This window comes from Marinomonas sp. THO17 (assembly GCF_040436405.1).
Classification (GTDB): Bacteria; Pseudomonadota; Gammaproteobacteria; order Pseudomonadales; family Marinomonadaceae; genus Marinomonas.
On record NZ_AP031575.1, the window covers coordinates 2,789,500 to 2,803,062 of the forward strand.

Annotated in this window: 17 protein-coding genes; 8 read left to right on the plus strand and 9 right to left on the minus strand. The window is 44.2% G+C overall.

All coding sequences use genetic code 11. From position 1 onward, the window contains the following. Nucleotides 1-44: 44 nt before the first annotated feature. The 4 genes from ABXS85_RS13260 to ABXS85_RS13275 form a co-directional block, all read right to left on the minus strand. Nucleotides 45-764, minus strand: coding sequence for a hypothetical protein (locus ABXS85_RS13260; RefSeq protein ID WP_353666995.1), 720 nt, complete (start codon nt 762-764; stop codon nt 45-47). A gap of 98 nt (nt 765-862) precedes the next feature. Then, nucleotides 863-1,507 (minus strand): hypothetical protein, encoded by a 645-nt coding sequence (locus ABXS85_RS13265; protein ID WP_353666996.1) that lies wholly within the window; start codon nt 1,505-1,507, stop codon nt 863-865. 65 nt (nt 1,508-1,572) lie between these two features. Beyond that, nucleotides 1,573-1,872 carry a hypothetical protein gene (locus ABXS85_RS13270; protein WP_353666997.1) on the minus strand — a complete coding sequence of 100 codons (300 nt, stop codon included), beginning with the start codon at nt 1,870-1,872 and terminating at the stop codon, nt 1,573-1,575. Between the two features lie 21 nt (nt 1,873-1,893). Continuing rightward, nucleotides 1,894-2,319 (minus strand): hypothetical protein, encoded by a 426-nt coding sequence (locus tag ABXS85_RS13275; protein WP_353666998.1) that lies wholly within the window; start codon nt 2,317-2,319, stop codon nt 1,894-1,896. Between the two features lie 134 nt (nt 2,320-2,453). On the opposite strand from ABXS85_RS13275, the gene ABXS85_RS13280 reads away from it, so the two are divergent. Continuing rightward, nucleotides 2,454-2,705 (plus strand): hypothetical protein, encoded by a 252-nt coding sequence (locus ABXS85_RS13280; protein WP_353666999.1) that lies wholly within the window; start codon nt 2,454-2,456, stop codon nt 2,703-2,705. On the opposite strand, the gene ABXS85_RS13285 is transcribed toward ABXS85_RS13280, so the two are convergent. The 3 genes from ABXS85_RS13285 to ABXS85_RS13295 form a co-directional block, all read right to left on the minus strand. Then, entirely contained in the window at nt 2,683-3,630 is a 948-nt protein-coding gene (locus tag ABXS85_RS13285) for a hypothetical protein (protein WP_353667000.1), read from the minus strand. The two genes, ABXS85_RS13280 and ABXS85_RS13285, sit on opposite strands and share 23 nt — an antisense overlap. A 14-nt stretch (nt 3,631-3,644) precedes the next feature. Next, complete coding sequence (locus ABXS85_RS13290; protein WP_353667001.1) at nt 3,645-4,421, minus strand: lamin tail domain-containing protein; 777 nt, start codon at nt 4,419-4,421, stop codon at nt 3,645-3,647. A 61-nt stretch (nt 4,422-4,482) separates the two neighbouring features. Then, nucleotides 4,483-5,373, minus strand: coding sequence for an N-acetylmuramidase family protein (locus tag ABXS85_RS13295; RefSeq protein WP_353667002.1), 891 nt, complete (start codon nt 5,371-5,373; stop codon nt 4,483-4,485). Nucleotides 5,374-5,687: 314 nt separating this feature from the next. Here ABXS85_RS13295 and ABXS85_RS13300 point away from each other — a divergent pair, with 314 nt between their 5' ends. The 5 genes from ABXS85_RS13300 to ABXS85_RS13320 all read left to right on the plus strand — a co-directional run bounded on the left by ABXS85_RS13300 (nt 5,688) and on the right by ABXS85_RS13320 (nt 8,462). Next, nucleotides 5,688-5,909: a hypothetical protein gene (locus ABXS85_RS13300; protein ID WP_353667003.1), complete on the plus strand. Its 222-nt coding sequence runs from the start codon at nt 5,688-5,690 to the stop codon at nt 5,907-5,909. Between the two features lie 97 nt (nt 5,910-6,006). Further along, a complete protein-coding gene (locus ABXS85_RS13305) occupies nt 6,007-6,684 on the plus strand; it encodes a MotA/TolQ/ExbB proton channel family protein (protein WP_353667004.1) in 678 nt (225 codons plus the stop codon). After that, on the plus strand, nt 6,674-7,105 hold the full coding sequence (locus tag ABXS85_RS13310; protein WP_353667005.1) for a biopolymer transporter ExbD: 432 nt from the start codon (nt 6,674-6,676) through the stop codon (nt 7,103-7,105). The genes ABXS85_RS13305 and ABXS85_RS13310 overlap by 11 nt, the downstream gene beginning before the upstream one ends. Beyond that, entirely contained in the window at nt 7,102-7,533 is a 432-nt protein-coding gene (locus ABXS85_RS13315; protein WP_353667006.1) for a biopolymer transporter ExbD, read from the plus strand. The genes ABXS85_RS13310 and ABXS85_RS13315 overlap by 4 nt, the downstream gene beginning before the upstream one ends. Further along, the gene (locus ABXS85_RS13320) at nt 7,530-8,462 is read left to right on the plus strand and encodes an energy transducer TonB (RefSeq protein ID WP_353667007.1); all 933 of its coding nucleotides are present in this window, start codon (nt 7,530-7,532) and stop codon (nt 8,460-8,462) included. The genes ABXS85_RS13315 and ABXS85_RS13320 overlap by 4 nt, the downstream gene beginning before the upstream one ends. A gap of 87 nt (nt 8,463-8,549) precedes the next feature. Here the strand turns inward: ABXS85_RS13320 and mltA are convergent, their stop codons facing one another. Together mltA and ABXS85_RS13330 are read right to left on the minus strand one after the other, a co-directional pair. Further along, a complete protein-coding gene (mltA, locus tag ABXS85_RS13325) occupies nt 8,550-9,692 on the minus strand; it encodes a murein transglycosylase A (RefSeq protein WP_353667008.1) in 1,143 nt (380 codons plus the stop codon). A gap of 122 nt (nt 9,693-9,814) precedes the next feature. Further along, nucleotides 9,815-10,405 (minus strand): DNA-J related domain-containing protein, encoded by a 591-nt coding sequence (locus tag ABXS85_RS13330; protein ID WP_353667009.1) that lies wholly within the window; start codon nt 10,403-10,405, stop codon nt 9,815-9,817. 105 nt (nt 10,406-10,510) lie between these two features. Between ABXS85_RS13330 and ABXS85_RS13335 the strand changes: the two genes are divergently transcribed. Both ABXS85_RS13335 and ABXS85_RS13340 read left to right on the plus strand, forming a co-directional pair. After that, the gene (locus ABXS85_RS13335) at nt 10,511-11,188 is read left to right on the plus strand and encodes a zinc metallopeptidase (protein ID WP_353667010.1); all 678 of its coding nucleotides are present in this window, start codon (nt 10,511-10,513) and stop codon (nt 11,186-11,188) included. Between the two features lie 197 nt (nt 11,189-11,385). After that, entirely contained in the window at nt 11,386-13,320 is a 1,935-nt protein-coding gene (locus ABXS85_RS13340; RefSeq protein ID WP_353667011.1) for a bifunctional 2',3'-cyclic-nucleotide 2'-phosphodiesterase/3'-nucleotidase, read from the plus strand. Nucleotides 13,321-13,563: the final 243 nt, after the last annotated feature.

The window sequence follows — 13,563 nt, forward strand, 5'->3', positions numbered from 1 at the left end:
ACACGGCCGTGAGACCGCATCATTTTGTTGTGTCCTTGTTTTCATCATGATGGATCTGGCCCGGTCAACGCCAAGGTGTTGCTTGCAGTAGCGCTGCTTTGTTGAATGGTTTTGACAAACTGGTTAATGGCATTTTCAGCATGACTTTTGTCGACATTCTCTTGATTGATGTAGGGGTCGAGTTCGGTGCGAATGTGGCCACCGGTTAGGGCATCTTTTTCTCTTTGTACCACGATGGCATGGACCGCCTGACAAAAGGCGAAGGCATCGGTTTTACTGTAAATTCGATGTTGTTTTCCTGTATTGCCAGTATCTGGATAACGTGGCGCGGCATAAGATACTAGATAAGGCTGAGTTCTTGGGTCATTACCGACCATCTCTTCACATGAAAAAAGGACAAAATCGGTGGATTTGCATTTGTCCATGATGTTATTGCAGATGGGAGAGTTCGCTTCTATGCCCAGATTATAATCACAGAAGAACACATCAACACCCTTAATGAGAGAGGACATCATGGTATCGAAGGAAGATTGTACTTCAGCGGGCAAGTCATGGCTCTCGGCCAGTTTGTTAAACTCTGAAGATTTCACGATAAAAGAGTTACGCCAGCTTGCCAGTAATTCAGTGCCATTAGAATTATCACGGTTTTTGTAGGCAACTTTATAGCCACTGTCGAATACATCTTCGACATTTGGTTGATCTGAAAGGCAGGCAAAAATCCGCCCGTCGGACGCTTCGCATAATCGAAAAATGAGTTGACTCATGGTGATCTCCTGTTGAGTGGTGATATTTCATTGAGAGTTGAAGAATAAGTGGTTTTGTATTGATAGACTCGGTGGAACCTTTTAATCTCGCGGTGAGATTAATGCTTTGATGCCAGCATACATGAGGGAATATTGGATAAGTTTTGTAGGCTAGGACTCATGACCTGAGAAGATTCAGAAATGAGGGGAGAGGGGATTGTGCTAGGATCTTTTGGTAACCATTCCTCGTCGCTTAGCGAGTGTATTTCTTCTGAAATGGATTGCGTGGCGCTTTCGTCGTCATTATCATCATCTTCCGCATTATTGCCATCTTCTGCCTTGTCTTGCTCTTGCTGATCATCAGTTTGTTCATCTGCATCAGAAGATGGGCAATCTGCCGACGGTTGTTTTAGGGAGCTGCTTGCCGAGTCGATATGGCTCTGTACTCTCGTGTCGATAGGACTCCTAGTAAAAGCATCCTGTGGTAAGTCTGGGAGTTGCATGCATAAGTTATTGATAAATTGTTGATAAGGATTGCAGCTAAGATCGAAATGCGCCAAAGGTGTCGTGGTATTTGCTGTTTCCTTGTTTGTAGTGGGTTCTGGTGTTTCAATGTTTTGAGAAGGCGATGTGTTTGGCTGTAAACACGTCTGAGTCGACTTGGTTGGTTGGGCTTTTTTTACTCGCTTTTTGAGGGTATTTGGACGCCGAATGAATCGAAAACCATAGCGAATTCGGACCAGACGACGTTTTGCTTGTTTCATGTGAGTTTCCTTCGTAGAGGGAGACAAGTTGAGCACTTGTCTCATTGGCTTATTCGTACCTTCCTTTAAAGCAGACCTTTACTTAGAGATTGAATGGCATCGTTTACCAGCTTTTGAACTTCCGCTTTGGCGGTAATTTGTTTGGTCAGCATCTCAGCTTCCAATATGTCTTTCTCTCTTTCTAGCTCCATGTCCAGTTCTTGTTGGGAAATAATGCCTTCTTGTTTGGCTTGTAATAAGGCGCTTAGCGTGTCCTGTTGTTTTGTTAAACTACTGGCCAACGCTTCACAGAGCGTGTTTTTTAATGGCGAGTCTTCTACTTGATCCAGGGTTTGTTTAACAATTTGGTTAAAAATTTGATTCATGTTCAGGTCTCCTATTGGCGGTTATTGTTTGGCCATTTCCCCTTCAATCAGGGTACTCATTAGTCGTCGGTATTGATCCATTCTGCGTTGAATAATGAAGTCTGAGATGGCGTTGTTTTTCTTATGTGCGGCAATGTCCTGTTGCCAGAGGGAGGTGAGTGTTTTGCTTTGGGTTAAGGTTTCGTCATTTTTTTCACGGAGTGCCTGACGTCTTTCTAGGCTACGAATTTGTACTTCAATGTCGATATATCGAGCTGAGACGTTGGCGTAAGTTCGTTCCGACTCTGGTAGGGACTGTAAAATCAAATAAAAACGATCAATGTCTTTATCAATATTTTCCATTTGTTCTAGGCTTCTTGAGTCAAAGGGGGAGACGAGTTGGATAGAACAACTGATTAATAATATGGTGCTGAGTAGTAAGCAGGAGAGAGTGAGTCGCTTTTTCATGAGAGTCCCTTATGTTGATCAATAATGCTGATATTGTGATCTCATTGAGCGGGAAATACTCAGGCGTTTAGATGCATTTGTTTGCCCAAGATATCCTCTTTCTAAATGACATAGTGGAGGTTTTGGGAGGCCCTATGAGTGACTTGATAAAAGGGTTAAAAGCGGTGGAAAGCGCGTTAAAAGCAAAACCAAAAGGTCAAGCTCCCAAGTTAACACCAGAACAATTTCAACAGCTAAGTAAAGTGAAAATAACCTTGCAGTTGGTGTTGCTAGGGGTTAAGACGCCGATGGATTTACAACAAGAGACGGCTAAGATGCTAGCAAAACTGGCCAAGACCTTTATTGAAGAAGCCAGTCAAAAAGCTAACGTGAAGCCGGAGGAGTAACCGATGGAGCGCCAGGAGTTGGAATATTGGTCTGCTTACGCAGATTATCGATGAGCTTATCCAGCAGCGAAAATAATACTTCGATACTGTATCCGGATAGAAAGGCCAAAGCCATGGGTGAGAGCGCCATCTCGCCCACTTCGGGTTTAAGGAACCAGCCAGTAATCATGCCGGCAAGACAACCCAAAGTTAAACGTAAGCGATAGCCGATTTCCCGACTGGCCGTGTAAGTCAGGCTTCTTACTTGTTGTAACAGAGTACGTAAGACAAAAATCAAAGCGCCTAACAGTCCATAGATTAAAGGCAGTAAGTAGCTTTGTAGCATTTGAATAAAAGACTGGGCGGCAATCATATTGGCGGAAAACTTGATGCCTAAATGTTGCTTTTCTAATGGCACATCCAGATGGATTTCCTGACCGAACATCCATAAAAGATTCCACTTTTTCAGCAATTGGTAGTTGGCTTCAATATCGTCAGGTAGCGGGTTGGTGATAGGTTGCGGAAAGGTTTTTAAATCTTCAAGCAGGGTATAACCAAACAGATAAAACATTTGTGCCATGAGTAAGAAGAGCAAGGTAAAAACCGTGTAATAGCGATATAAGGTGATGGTTTTTGATGCGGTTGGTTTGGATGGTTTGCCATTTCTAATGATGGGCACTACCGCTTTGATACTTTCAATAGTAACAGGGTAGATCTGACGCGCGAGGCGGTCATAACATTGGATTAAGTAGATTTCATCGCCTACCGACCAATTATTGTTTTCTATTTTGGTACTGACGGCGGTGATGCCCTTGGCAATTTCTGGGCTGATAGTGAGATTGCCGTGACGGGCGACGTAATGCAAAAGACAACGACCATCTTCAGCGAGTCTAATCAGTTCTTTTTGCGAACTGGAAGAGGCTTTTATTGTCTCGTCGTTCGTCACAGGCCATGGCTCCTTTAGTAAAGATACTCTGAAACAATTTCGCGCTGATAATCCAGCAACTTGCAGCCACCGCCAGAATTGTTCCAAATAGCTTGAGGGCTATCAAAACTGAATTCGTTGGCTTTTAAGTCGATTTTATTGGTATAGACTTTAAGCGAAGTGAAAGCATCAAGCTTGGTGTGTTTGGGAAACTGGAATACATGGTTGTTGGTGATGGCTTCTAATCGCCAATCATCCAGCATGACATCACTGTCTGATAGATTGCTGATTTCAACAAATTCGTCACCTTCACTGCGGTGTTCTTGGCCATCATAATGCATATGACTAATGACGATTTTATCATGGGCACTTTTGCCATAAGCCAGACTACACAGGGCATTGTTTTGATCATCGTATAGGGTGCCTAAATCGCCCTGATTGTTCCATATTGGGCGTTTATATCGAAAACTGTAATTGTGGTCACCCGATGTCATGAGTCTGAGTTCATCATAGGGAAATAACAGGCTATTTTCAGGGAAGGTGAACACTTGTTTAGGTGAACCCGCTTGCAAGCGCCAGCCTGACAAGTTGATCTGAAGCCCTCCGCGGTTGCGAATGGTGACATACTCGTCTAACGGATCGGATGGGTTGTCGTATTCTATCTTGTCGATCACCACCTGACTAAAGGCTTGAAGCTTGTTTAACTTGTCCCAAAGCGCATCCGCTTCCAGACGACTTATTGGTGGACAATCAGCAATGTTTTTCAGCATCTCGGTGATGGCATTTTGCAAGCGGTTATTAAAATAGGACATATTGGGTTCCTTTTTGAGAAAGCGTCGTAAGGCGAGGGCAAGAAGTCGCCCTCGGTGGTTGTTAATCTGTATTGTGTTTGTCGTAAGCGGCTTGCAGCTTTTCGTCGTAACGGTTTTCAGCGTAGCCTGGACCGTTGTAATAACGAGCAAAGGTAGGCCAATCAAGGCTTTGAATGGCTTCAAGTAAGCGACTGTTAGATTTAATGAAGTGTACGAACGCAATAAGGTGATAACTTTCGGCAAAAAACATATCGCGTACAAAGCTCTCCACGTCATCATAGCCAGCGGCTTCATGGTTAAAGCCCATAATCTGATAGCGTCCATATGAAGCCGACTTAAGGGCGGCAATACGATCCAATTGCATGGCTTTGTATAAGCGTTGGTATTCTTTTTCTCCGCCGACATAAAGGGATCTGTCCCATTTGGGTGAAGAAATATCAGGGTCGGATTCATCGAAGCGATGATCACTGTATTTGGAAAATTGATGGGCTTCGAACAGAATGCAGGGGGCATCGTTTTCGAAATAACCACTGCCTGACGATTCCACTTCAGACACGGCTTTGATGGCAGCAACATCACAGCTTAATAATTGTGAGGCTTGTTCAAAATCTTCTTCTTTCAAACCCTTTTCAGGAGTGATCTTTGGTAAAAAGAAACTGAGTGTGGGAGCGGATTCAACTAAAGCTTTTTTTAACGCTTTATGTGTCATCCCATTGCAACTGATTAAGCCGTCTGGGTTTTTAAAGCCAGCAATTTTTCGTTGCATTAAAATGATGGCGAGACAGGTGCTGGACTCACTTTCGTCTGAGTCAATGTGACCGTCTTCTGCTAACGGTGCATCCAGCCCAATTTTATTTTGCAGGGTGTTTAAGGCTTTTTGTACCGCCAGCACATCATCCGTTTGGTTTTCCCCACCAATACCAACAGAGGATGCTAAATTCAGTTCAGACATGATTTTTCTCCCTATATGAGATGCTTATCGAGGCTAAAATGGTAAGCAAGCTGATGGTGATTTTATTGGTGTGAGTGATTTATTCTTCGGGCAAATGGATGACATTGCTTCTTGAGGCAACACATTTCGCGGAGCTTGGGTGAATTCAATGTGCGCAAAGCTATTCAAGGCTTGTTGACCATACAGATGGCTAAATAATCATCTTACAGATGTCTGTATTCGTGTCTGTATGATGAATTTTCTGTTTGTCTGTCACTTTTTCGATGCCAAGGTTGCTCTTATTATTTAAGTATTAGATTTGTCGGGGGGTTGATATGATTATTATTGCGATACTTCAGCATGTATCTGTTTGTTTTCAGCGTTATTATTCTCGTAAAAAATTAGCTTCTTTACCTCAAGAGTTACGAAAAGACATGGGAATTATGCAAGATAGTTTTGATGTGGAAGTAGGTAAAGGAAGGATTGGTTACCTGCTTAAAGAGCTAGTGCACCCTCTTTGGCTTCAAGTGACAAAAAAGCCACCTAATAGTCGTTAAATGTAGAGAATCTCTGACTTCCACAATTTTGCTATTGAAAATATGGGTGAGAATGAATACCATTTAGTCTCATGTTTTTACTCACCTGGAGAGTATTGTGGAAGATTCAATTCAGCAAAAGATCATTGATTTCTTATTGGTCGGTGGACCGGTAGTATGGATTTTGATGGGCTTTTCTGTAGTGGCCTTGACGATTGTCTTGTTGAAATTGTGGCAATTTTCATCTTTGCGTGCTGAAAGTTTGAAAACGACGAATCTAGCGTTAGCACAATGGCGTCAAAATAATCTGGATGCGGCATTTGAAGTGCTTCAGCCAAAACGTCCGATCGATGCCTTAGTGGCTTACACAATGCATTCCTTGGTGGCTGGGAAAGTGACGGCTGAACTGATTCGTGAAGAAGTTGAGCGTCGTGCCATGAGCCAACTTAATCAATTACGCTCCTTCCTAAGACCCCTAGAAATCATTGCTACCTTGAGCCCATTGCTGGGTTTGTTAGGAACCGTATTAGGCATGATCACGGCTTTCCAACAAATGGAAGGCGCGGGCAATCAGGTGGATCCTTCCGTATTGTCTGGCGGGATTTGGCAAGCTTTATTGACCACTGCGGTGGGCTTGGCGGTGGCCATTCCTGTAGTGACATTACAAAGTTGGTTAGAGCGTAAGGTCGAGCGTATTGCTCACAATATGAATGATGCAGTGACGCAAATTTTTACCAGTGATAAAGCCAAAGAGCTTGTAGAAGAGGCTGAGAAAGAGATTTTACATGCCGCTTAAGCTGACCCAGCCGCGACGAAAAAATGCCATCAGTTTAACACCTCTCATCGACGTGGTATTTATTCTTTTATTGTTCTTCATGCTGACGTCCAGTTTTGTCCCTTGGCGTACAGTGGATACACCTTTGTCCGTTGCATCCGACTCGCCTAAGCCTGAGGGCGAAGTAGATAACCTGATTCTAACCTTGAAGCTCAATGACAATCAGGTGTGGATTGGTGATCAAGCAATCAGTTTGACTGACAGTTTTGCTTTCCAGAATTTGGTCACCGAACACAACCAAGGAATGTTTATTATCAAAGCCGATCAAGGGGTTAGACTGCAGACCTTGATGCGACTTGCTGACCAGCTGAAAGCCAATGGTGCTGATAAGGTCTCCATCGCGAATGCATTTGCTATGCCTGATGAGTCGAAAGCGCCATGAAAATAGGTCAAAAGTATGCAGCACGTAAAGCGGCCAACGAAGACAATATGGTGCCGCTGATCAACGTGGTATTCCTCATGTTGGTGTTTTTTATGGTGGCAGGCCAAATTCAAAAAGCCGATCCTATTGCTGTTATGCCTCCCGAGTCCATCAATGATCATAGGGCTGAGACAGACCCAAGTGTTGCGATTTTTGTCGGTATGAATGGCGAGCTGTATGTGGAAGATCAGCCATATCAAGTTAACGATGTGAAAGCCTATTTAGAAAAGCAGTTTGCTGCTGCAGCAGACAAACAGGCTTTTTGGGTGCAAATCAAAGCCGACGGTGCCATTCCTCTAGAAGAACTTCGGCCTATTTTTGAGCAAATACGACAAGCAGGTCTTACCAAAGTGAGTTTAGCGACCCAGCTTGAGCGAGGACAGCCATGATAAGCACTCGCCATTGGATTATCGCAGGTGGTTTGGCGGTTTCCTTTCACGCTGGGGCTTTCTATTTGGCTTTTTCTGGTGATCAGTCTGAAGGCAGCCAAATGGAGGGCCTTAATGGCATTGAGTTTGACCTTGGTATGATGGGGGATTTGGGTGTTGCGACGCAAACAACTCTGGCTCAGGAAGAAGTCCAAGAGGTAGAGGAAGAGATTGAAGAACCTGTTGAAGAGGTGATTAAAGAAACACCACCCGAACCTGTCGTTGAACCAGAGCCTGTCGTCGAACCAGAGCCTGTTGTTGAGCCAGAGCCAGTCGTCGAACCAGAGCCTGTCGTCGAACCAGAACCCATTGTCGAGCCTGAGCCAGTCGTCGAACCAGAGCCGGTTGAAGTGAAGCAAGAATCGCCTATTGAAGTTGAAAAAGTGGCGCCTAAACCAGAGCCTAAGCCAGAGCCTAAGCCAGAACCTAAACCAGAACCTAAACCAGAGCCTAAGCCTGAGCCCAAACCAGAACCTAAGCCAGAAGCTGTGGTAAAAAAAGCCGCTCCGCAAAAAGTGGCGCCACCTTCCATGGCAAACATGAAAGCGACCACGGGTACTGGCAATGCTGCTACTACGGGTGGAAATACCGGGGCAAAAGCAACTTATTTTACTAAGCTTAAGGCGGTATTGGCGAAGCACAAACGTTACCCTCGTCAATCTCGACGTCGCAACGAAGAAGGTGTGGTGTCCTTGTCTTTTATTGCTTATGCCGACGGCTCGGTATCAGACATAAAAATTACCAAAAGCTCGGGCTACAAACGCTTAGATAAGGCGGTATTAAAAATGATTAAGACAGCAACGCCTTTGCCCAAATTTGGTGATGATATGGCAGAAACTCAGCTCAAAATTAACATTCCTGTTTCTTTTAAGCTAAGTGACTATCGCTAACCAAGTCTGAGATCATAAACGGCATAATAATGAGCAAACGCCGCAATTCAGTTGCATTGTATTGCGGTTTTTTCGTTGTCAGTCAGACTAGTGTTTGGCTGGCAGTAAAAGCCAGACTTTACCAAAGTGTTTGAGTTGCCCTGCATGAAAGTGTGCTTCTTCCCCAATGCCCTGATACCAGTCAATATGACCCGGACCCTTAATAGCCCCACCTTTGTCTTGCGCCAATAATAAGCGAAATTCGTGTCCAATCAACTCACCTGCTTGATCCAACTTAGGCACTTGGGCCAATAAAATGGAACCCAAGGGAATGACGCTAGGATCCACTGCTGCTGAGTATAATGGCGTAAGGGGGACGTTAGCTGCCCCGACGGGTTTTTCTAACCCTTCACTAAAAAACAAATAGCTAGGATTAGTGGAAAGAATCTCACGCATTCTTTGAGGGTGTTCATCTAACCATTCACGAATGCTCTGCGCAGAGATGTCGGCTTTGTCGATTTCTCCGCGCTCGATCAATTCTTTGCCAATACTGCGATAAGGATGACCATTCACGCCGCCCCAAGATAACAGCTTCTGCTCGCCATCTTCATATTCGATCACACCCGAGCCTTGCACATGCAAAAAGAAATTGTCGACTAGGTCAGCGGTATAAGCAATCTCTAAACCTTGGCCAGCGAGAGCGCTTTCAAAGTCGATTTCTTCGCGGGAAGGATAACGACCTTCGGCATTGGTTTGTGTTGGTTTGCGGTACAAGGGGTAGCGAAACTCTTCGTCTGGCAAATGTCGAACGGGCATCACAGGCACGTAATAGCCCGTGATCTGCACATTGCCACGCTTATCCTGCCCAGCCAGTTGATGAGCCACAAGATGAGGCGTGTATTTAGGATTGTCCAACCATAACGAAATTTCGTAGGCCACATGCTTGAGATCAGCCAAATCCACTTGTGTGTCTTCTAGTTGGAATTGTCGCTCGGATAAGCGGTTTAAATAAGCTTGTTGTTGTGTCAATCCATCACGGAAGCTGTCGTCAGGATAGGGTAAACCGGGTGGTAAACTCTCCTTTAAATATAACTGATCTCGTTTGAGTGCAGTGGTATCTCGACCATTGTTTTCAAAGTCATTAGAGCGATCGATTTCGTTAAAGCTACAGGCGGCGATAAGGGTGATACTGGCAAGACAAAAAGGACGTATTACTAGACGAGAGCCCTGTAAAAAATGCGATATAGGCATAAAATTCAACTTATTGTTCTATGTTAGATGTAGGTCATTCAAAACATGGCGCGAATGACAGCGTTGCTTCATCTTGAATTTTTATGCCTACAAAAGCAATGTTTTAGGCTGCTTTTTACATTTTATGACTGTGCTTGTAGCATCAATTGTTCATAGGCTTCTCGAAGACTAATGAAGGTTTCTTGATCACCTCCTCGGTCTGGATGGTATTGTTGAGCCAGTTTACGGTATTGTTGCTTAATGCTGTTCTTACTGGGATTGTCTTCTGCTAGCTTCAGGGTTTTAAGTGCCGTGCGACGATCGCCGGGGTGACAAATGCCCTTATAAAAGCTTTTGAGCAAACGTGCGACATCTGTTTCGTCGGTTTTTTCGTATTCATTCCAGTCTAGGTAATAAGCGGCAAGTTTGGCCTCGGCGCTATTGTTGAGATTGGTATTATCAGAAGTAGTTGTATGTTGGGTAGTGAGAAGACGAATGTGTGTTGCTTCTATACTGAGCATCAGGTTGTCTTCTTGCCATAGTCGGCTTTGTAACTGATACAAAGCATTCATGATTAAGAAATGCTGACGAAACAATTGTAGATTTGTATCATCGGCTAATTGGCTGAATTCAGGGAATTGAGCCTGCAAAGATTTGAGAATATCAAACTCTTTTAGGCCATGAGGTCGCGCCTTCAGCATGCTAAGAATGGGGGCAATTAGCGGGTTTTTCATAATGGTCTCGCGTGTTGCTCATTATTGGAAGTGTATGCTACGTGAGACAAAAGCGCCAAACCATTTGTGACAAGGTGACAATTTGCAGAGCAAAAAGGCATAAGTATGTTGTGGGTTTTATTGGTTATATTCGCATTAATCTTGATCTTTGGCCCTAACCTTTGGGTCAAGTATACCTTGAAGCGTTACGCACAAGAGCGCAGTGACATTCCTGGCACGGGCGGGCAGCTTGCTGAGCATCTTGTAAAGCGTTTTGAGTTGGATCAGGTTGCTGTTGAAACCACCCAAGAAGGCAGTGACCATTTTGACTTTAAGCAACATGCGGTTCGTCTAAGCCCTAGTGTGCACAATGGCCGTTCATTAACCGCGGTAGCGGTGGCGGCTCATGAAGTGGGTCACGCCATTGCCCATGAAAAGAAACAGCCTATTTCCCATTTGAGCTCCCGTTACCTGCCGTTGGCGCACGGTCTAAATCGTATTGCCGGTGCTTTGTTATTGGGTTGGCCGGTGATTTCCGTTTTGTTGCATTTACCTTATGCCGTGCCTTTGCATGCCGCTGTGGTTGGCTTTTCTGGTTTATTAGCCGTGTTTGTGCATTTGGCCATCTTACCAGAAGAGTGGGATGCCAGTTTCAAAAAAGCCTTACCCATCTTGGCGGAAGGGGGTTATGTGCATACTGAAGACTTACCCAAAATCAAACGTATTCTCACCGCTTGTGCCATGACGTATGTTGCGGCTGCTTTAATGCGCATACTTTTTATATGGCGTTGGTTTAGACGTTAATCTTAAGTGGTTACTGCTTGTAATACTATTTGATATGGAGATCACCCTTGCTGCTAAGGACAACTAGGAGCACCACTAATTTGATGTATTTTTCTCTTGTCATAAAAAACTCATGAATTCATTATCTTTTCGTTTTATGATCAAAAAACTGACTATTTGGTAAGTATTGATTCTTTAAAATCTTAATGGAGATTAACATGGCGCTTGACCTATCTAAGAAGGCGGCTTTTCTGGCTTCTTCCCTAGCCTTTGCTTCCTTAGCACAGGCTTCTACGATTGATTTACGAGTAATGGAAACCACTGATATTCACATGAACTTGGTGGATTACGATTACTATAGCGACAAGCAAAGTGATGCGGTTGGTTTATCCCGTGTGGCTACTCTAATCAAAGCGGCCCGTGCTGAAGTGACGAATTCGGTTTTGGTGGACAATGGTGATTTGCTTCAGGGCACGCCATTGGGGGATTACGTTGCTAAAGGTCGTGTGCTGCGTTTTGGTGAAACACACCCAGCTTTTAAAGCCATGAACCTGATGGATTACGATGTGGGTAACATAGGTAACCATGAGTTCAATTACGGTTTGGATTTTTTAATGAAGAGCTTGAGTGGCGCTAACTTTCCATACATTAGTGCCAACGTATACGCAGATGATGGTGATGATGACGCGAGCAATGATCAGCCTTATTTTCAGCCTTATGTGATCAAGCAAAAAACCTTCATTGATTCGGATGGTAAATCGCAAACAGTGAACATGGGTTACATAGGATTTGTGCCGCCACAGATCATGACGTGGGACAAAGACAATCTTACCAACAAGGTCATTGCCAAAGACATAGTTGAGACAGCGAAAAAGTACGTACCAGAAATGAAAGCGCAAGGTGCGGATGTCATTATTGCCATTCCGCACAGTGGCATGATGAATTCACCTTATATGAAAGGGGAAGAACATGCGTCTTATCATTTAGCGAAAGTGGATGGCATTGATGCCATCTTGTTTGGTCATTCCCATCGGGTGTTCCCAGGAGATAAAACCATTGCTCAATTTGAGGGAGTGGACAATGAAAAAGGCACAGTTTATGGCAAGCCTGCGACCATGCCGGGCTTCTGGGGATCGCACTTAGGTGTGGTGGATTTAGTCTTAGAACCCGCTGGTGACGGTTGGAAAGTGGCCGATGGTAAAGCCGAAGTGCGCGCTATTTCTCGTCGTGAAGGTCGTAAGACCATTCCATTGGTGGAAGCCGATGTGACCATTAATGATGCAGTAGAAACGGAACATGAAGGAACCTTGGCTTACATGCGCCGTAAAGTGGGAGAGTCCACCTCAGACATCAACAGCTTCTTTGCCTTAGTACAAGACGATCCCTCTATTCAAATCGTGAATAACGCACAGCTTTGGTACGTAGAAAATATCGTTCGCGGTACCTCTTATGAAGGCTTGCCTATCTTATCAGCAGCGGCACCATTTAAAGCAGGTGGCCGTGGCGGTCCAGAATATTACACAGACGTTCCAAAAGGCGACATTGCGTTGAAAAACGTCAGCGACTTGTACATCTATCCAAACGATTTGAAAGTGGTCAAATTAACCGGAGCACAGGTAGTGGAATGGCTTGAGCGTGCGGCTGGTCAGTTCAATCAAATTGATCCGCAATCTAATAAGGCGCAAGACTTAGTAAACCAGTCTTTCCCGACCTATAACTTCGACGTTATTGACGGCATTTCTTATCGAATTGATGTTACCCAACCGACACGTTATGACTCGGAAGGTAAGCTTGCCAATCAAAATGCACGCCGTATCGTGGAAGTGATGTTCCAAGGTAAACCCATGGACATGACGGCCAACTTCCTTGTGGCAACCAATAACTATCGAGCCGGTGGCGGCGGCAGTTTCCCTAACTTGTCCGGAGACACTATCGTGATTGATGCACCCGATAAAAATCGTGATGTGGTAGCGAACTATTTGTTAAGTCAGAAAACCATTAACCCAGCAGCGGATCAGAATTGGTCATTTTCGGATTTCGGTCAGGCAAAAGTCTTGTTCACTACCGCATCTAAAGCCAAAGAGGCGGCAGGCAAGAATATGATTTATCAATCTACGAACCAGGATGGTTTTGCAGTATTTGAATTGAAGTAAGTTATTTCTTGCAGTGTAAAAGACATATCCATCGAACCAAAAAAAAGCTTGCTAATTGATTTAGCAGGCTTTTTTTATGCAGTCATACTAGGAAGTCGTCACTAATATAAATCATGTATTAATTTACCCGTTCTAATCAGAAAATTACAAATTCAACACAGAGTTTCGTCGGCTTTCAGCATTTAATGAGAGTGTGTTTAATCACTGACTATGGCATAAGCAGGTTAAATAAGGTGTGGATAC

Bases quoted from the DNA above. Each gene is read 5' to 3' on its own strand.
- ABXS85_RS13295 (WP_353667002.1), bottom strand. From the start codon at position 5,373: ATGTCTGAACTGAATTTAGCATCCTCTGTTGGTATTGGTGGGGAAAAC.
- ABXS85_RS13290 (WP_353667001.1), bottom strand. From the start codon at position 4,421: ATGTCCTATTTTAATAACCGCTTGCAAAATGCCATCACCGAGATGCTG.
- ABXS85_RS13270 (WP_353666997.1), bottom strand. From the start codon at position 1,872: ATGAATCAAATTTTTAACCAAATTGTTAAACAAACCCTGGATCAAGTA.
- ABXS85_RS13330 (WP_353667009.1), bottom strand. From the start codon at position 10,405: ATGAAAAACCCGCTAATTGCCCCCATTCTTAGCATGCTGAAGGCGCGA.
- ABXS85_RS13320 (WP_353667007.1), top strand. From the start codon at position 7,530: ATGATAAGCACTCGCCATTGGATTATCGCAGGTGGTTTGGCGGTTTCC.
- mltA (WP_353667008.1), bottom strand. From the start codon at position 9,692: ATGCCTATATCGCATTTTTTACAGGGCTCTCGTCTAGTAATACGTCCT.
- ABXS85_RS13335 (WP_353667010.1), top strand. From the start codon at position 10,511: ATGTTGTGGGTTTTATTGGTTATATTCGCATTAATCTTGATCTTTGGC.
- ABXS85_RS13315 (WP_353667006.1), top strand. From the start codon at position 7,102: ATGAAAATAGGTCAAAAGTATGCAGCACGTAAAGCGGCCAACGAAGAC.
- ABXS85_RS13260 (WP_353666995.1), bottom strand. From the start codon at position 764: ATGAGTCAACTCATTTTTCGATTATGCGAAGCGTCCGACGGGCGGATT.
- ABXS85_RS13310 (WP_353667005.1), top strand. From the start codon at position 6,674: ATGCCGCTTAAGCTGACCCAGCCGCGACGAAAAAATGCCATCAGTTTA.
- ABXS85_RS13280 (WP_353666999.1), top strand. From the start codon at position 2,454: ATGAGTGACTTGATAAAAGGGTTAAAAGCGGTGGAAAGCGCGTTAAAA.
- ABXS85_RS13300 (WP_353667003.1), top strand. From the start codon at position 5,688: ATGATTATTATTGCGATACTTCAGCATGTATCTGTTTGTTTTCAGCGT.
- ABXS85_RS13265 (WP_353666996.1), bottom strand. From the start codon at position 1,507: ATGAAACAAGCAAAACGTCGTCTGGTCCGAATTCGCTATGGTTTTCGA.
- ABXS85_RS13275 (WP_353666998.1), bottom strand. From the start codon at position 2,319: ATGAAAAAGCGACTCACTCTCTCCTGCTTACTACTCAGCACCATATTA.
- ABXS85_RS13340 (WP_353667011.1), top strand. From the start codon at position 11,386: ATGGCGCTTGACCTATCTAAGAAGGCGGCTTTTCTGGCTTCTTCCCTA.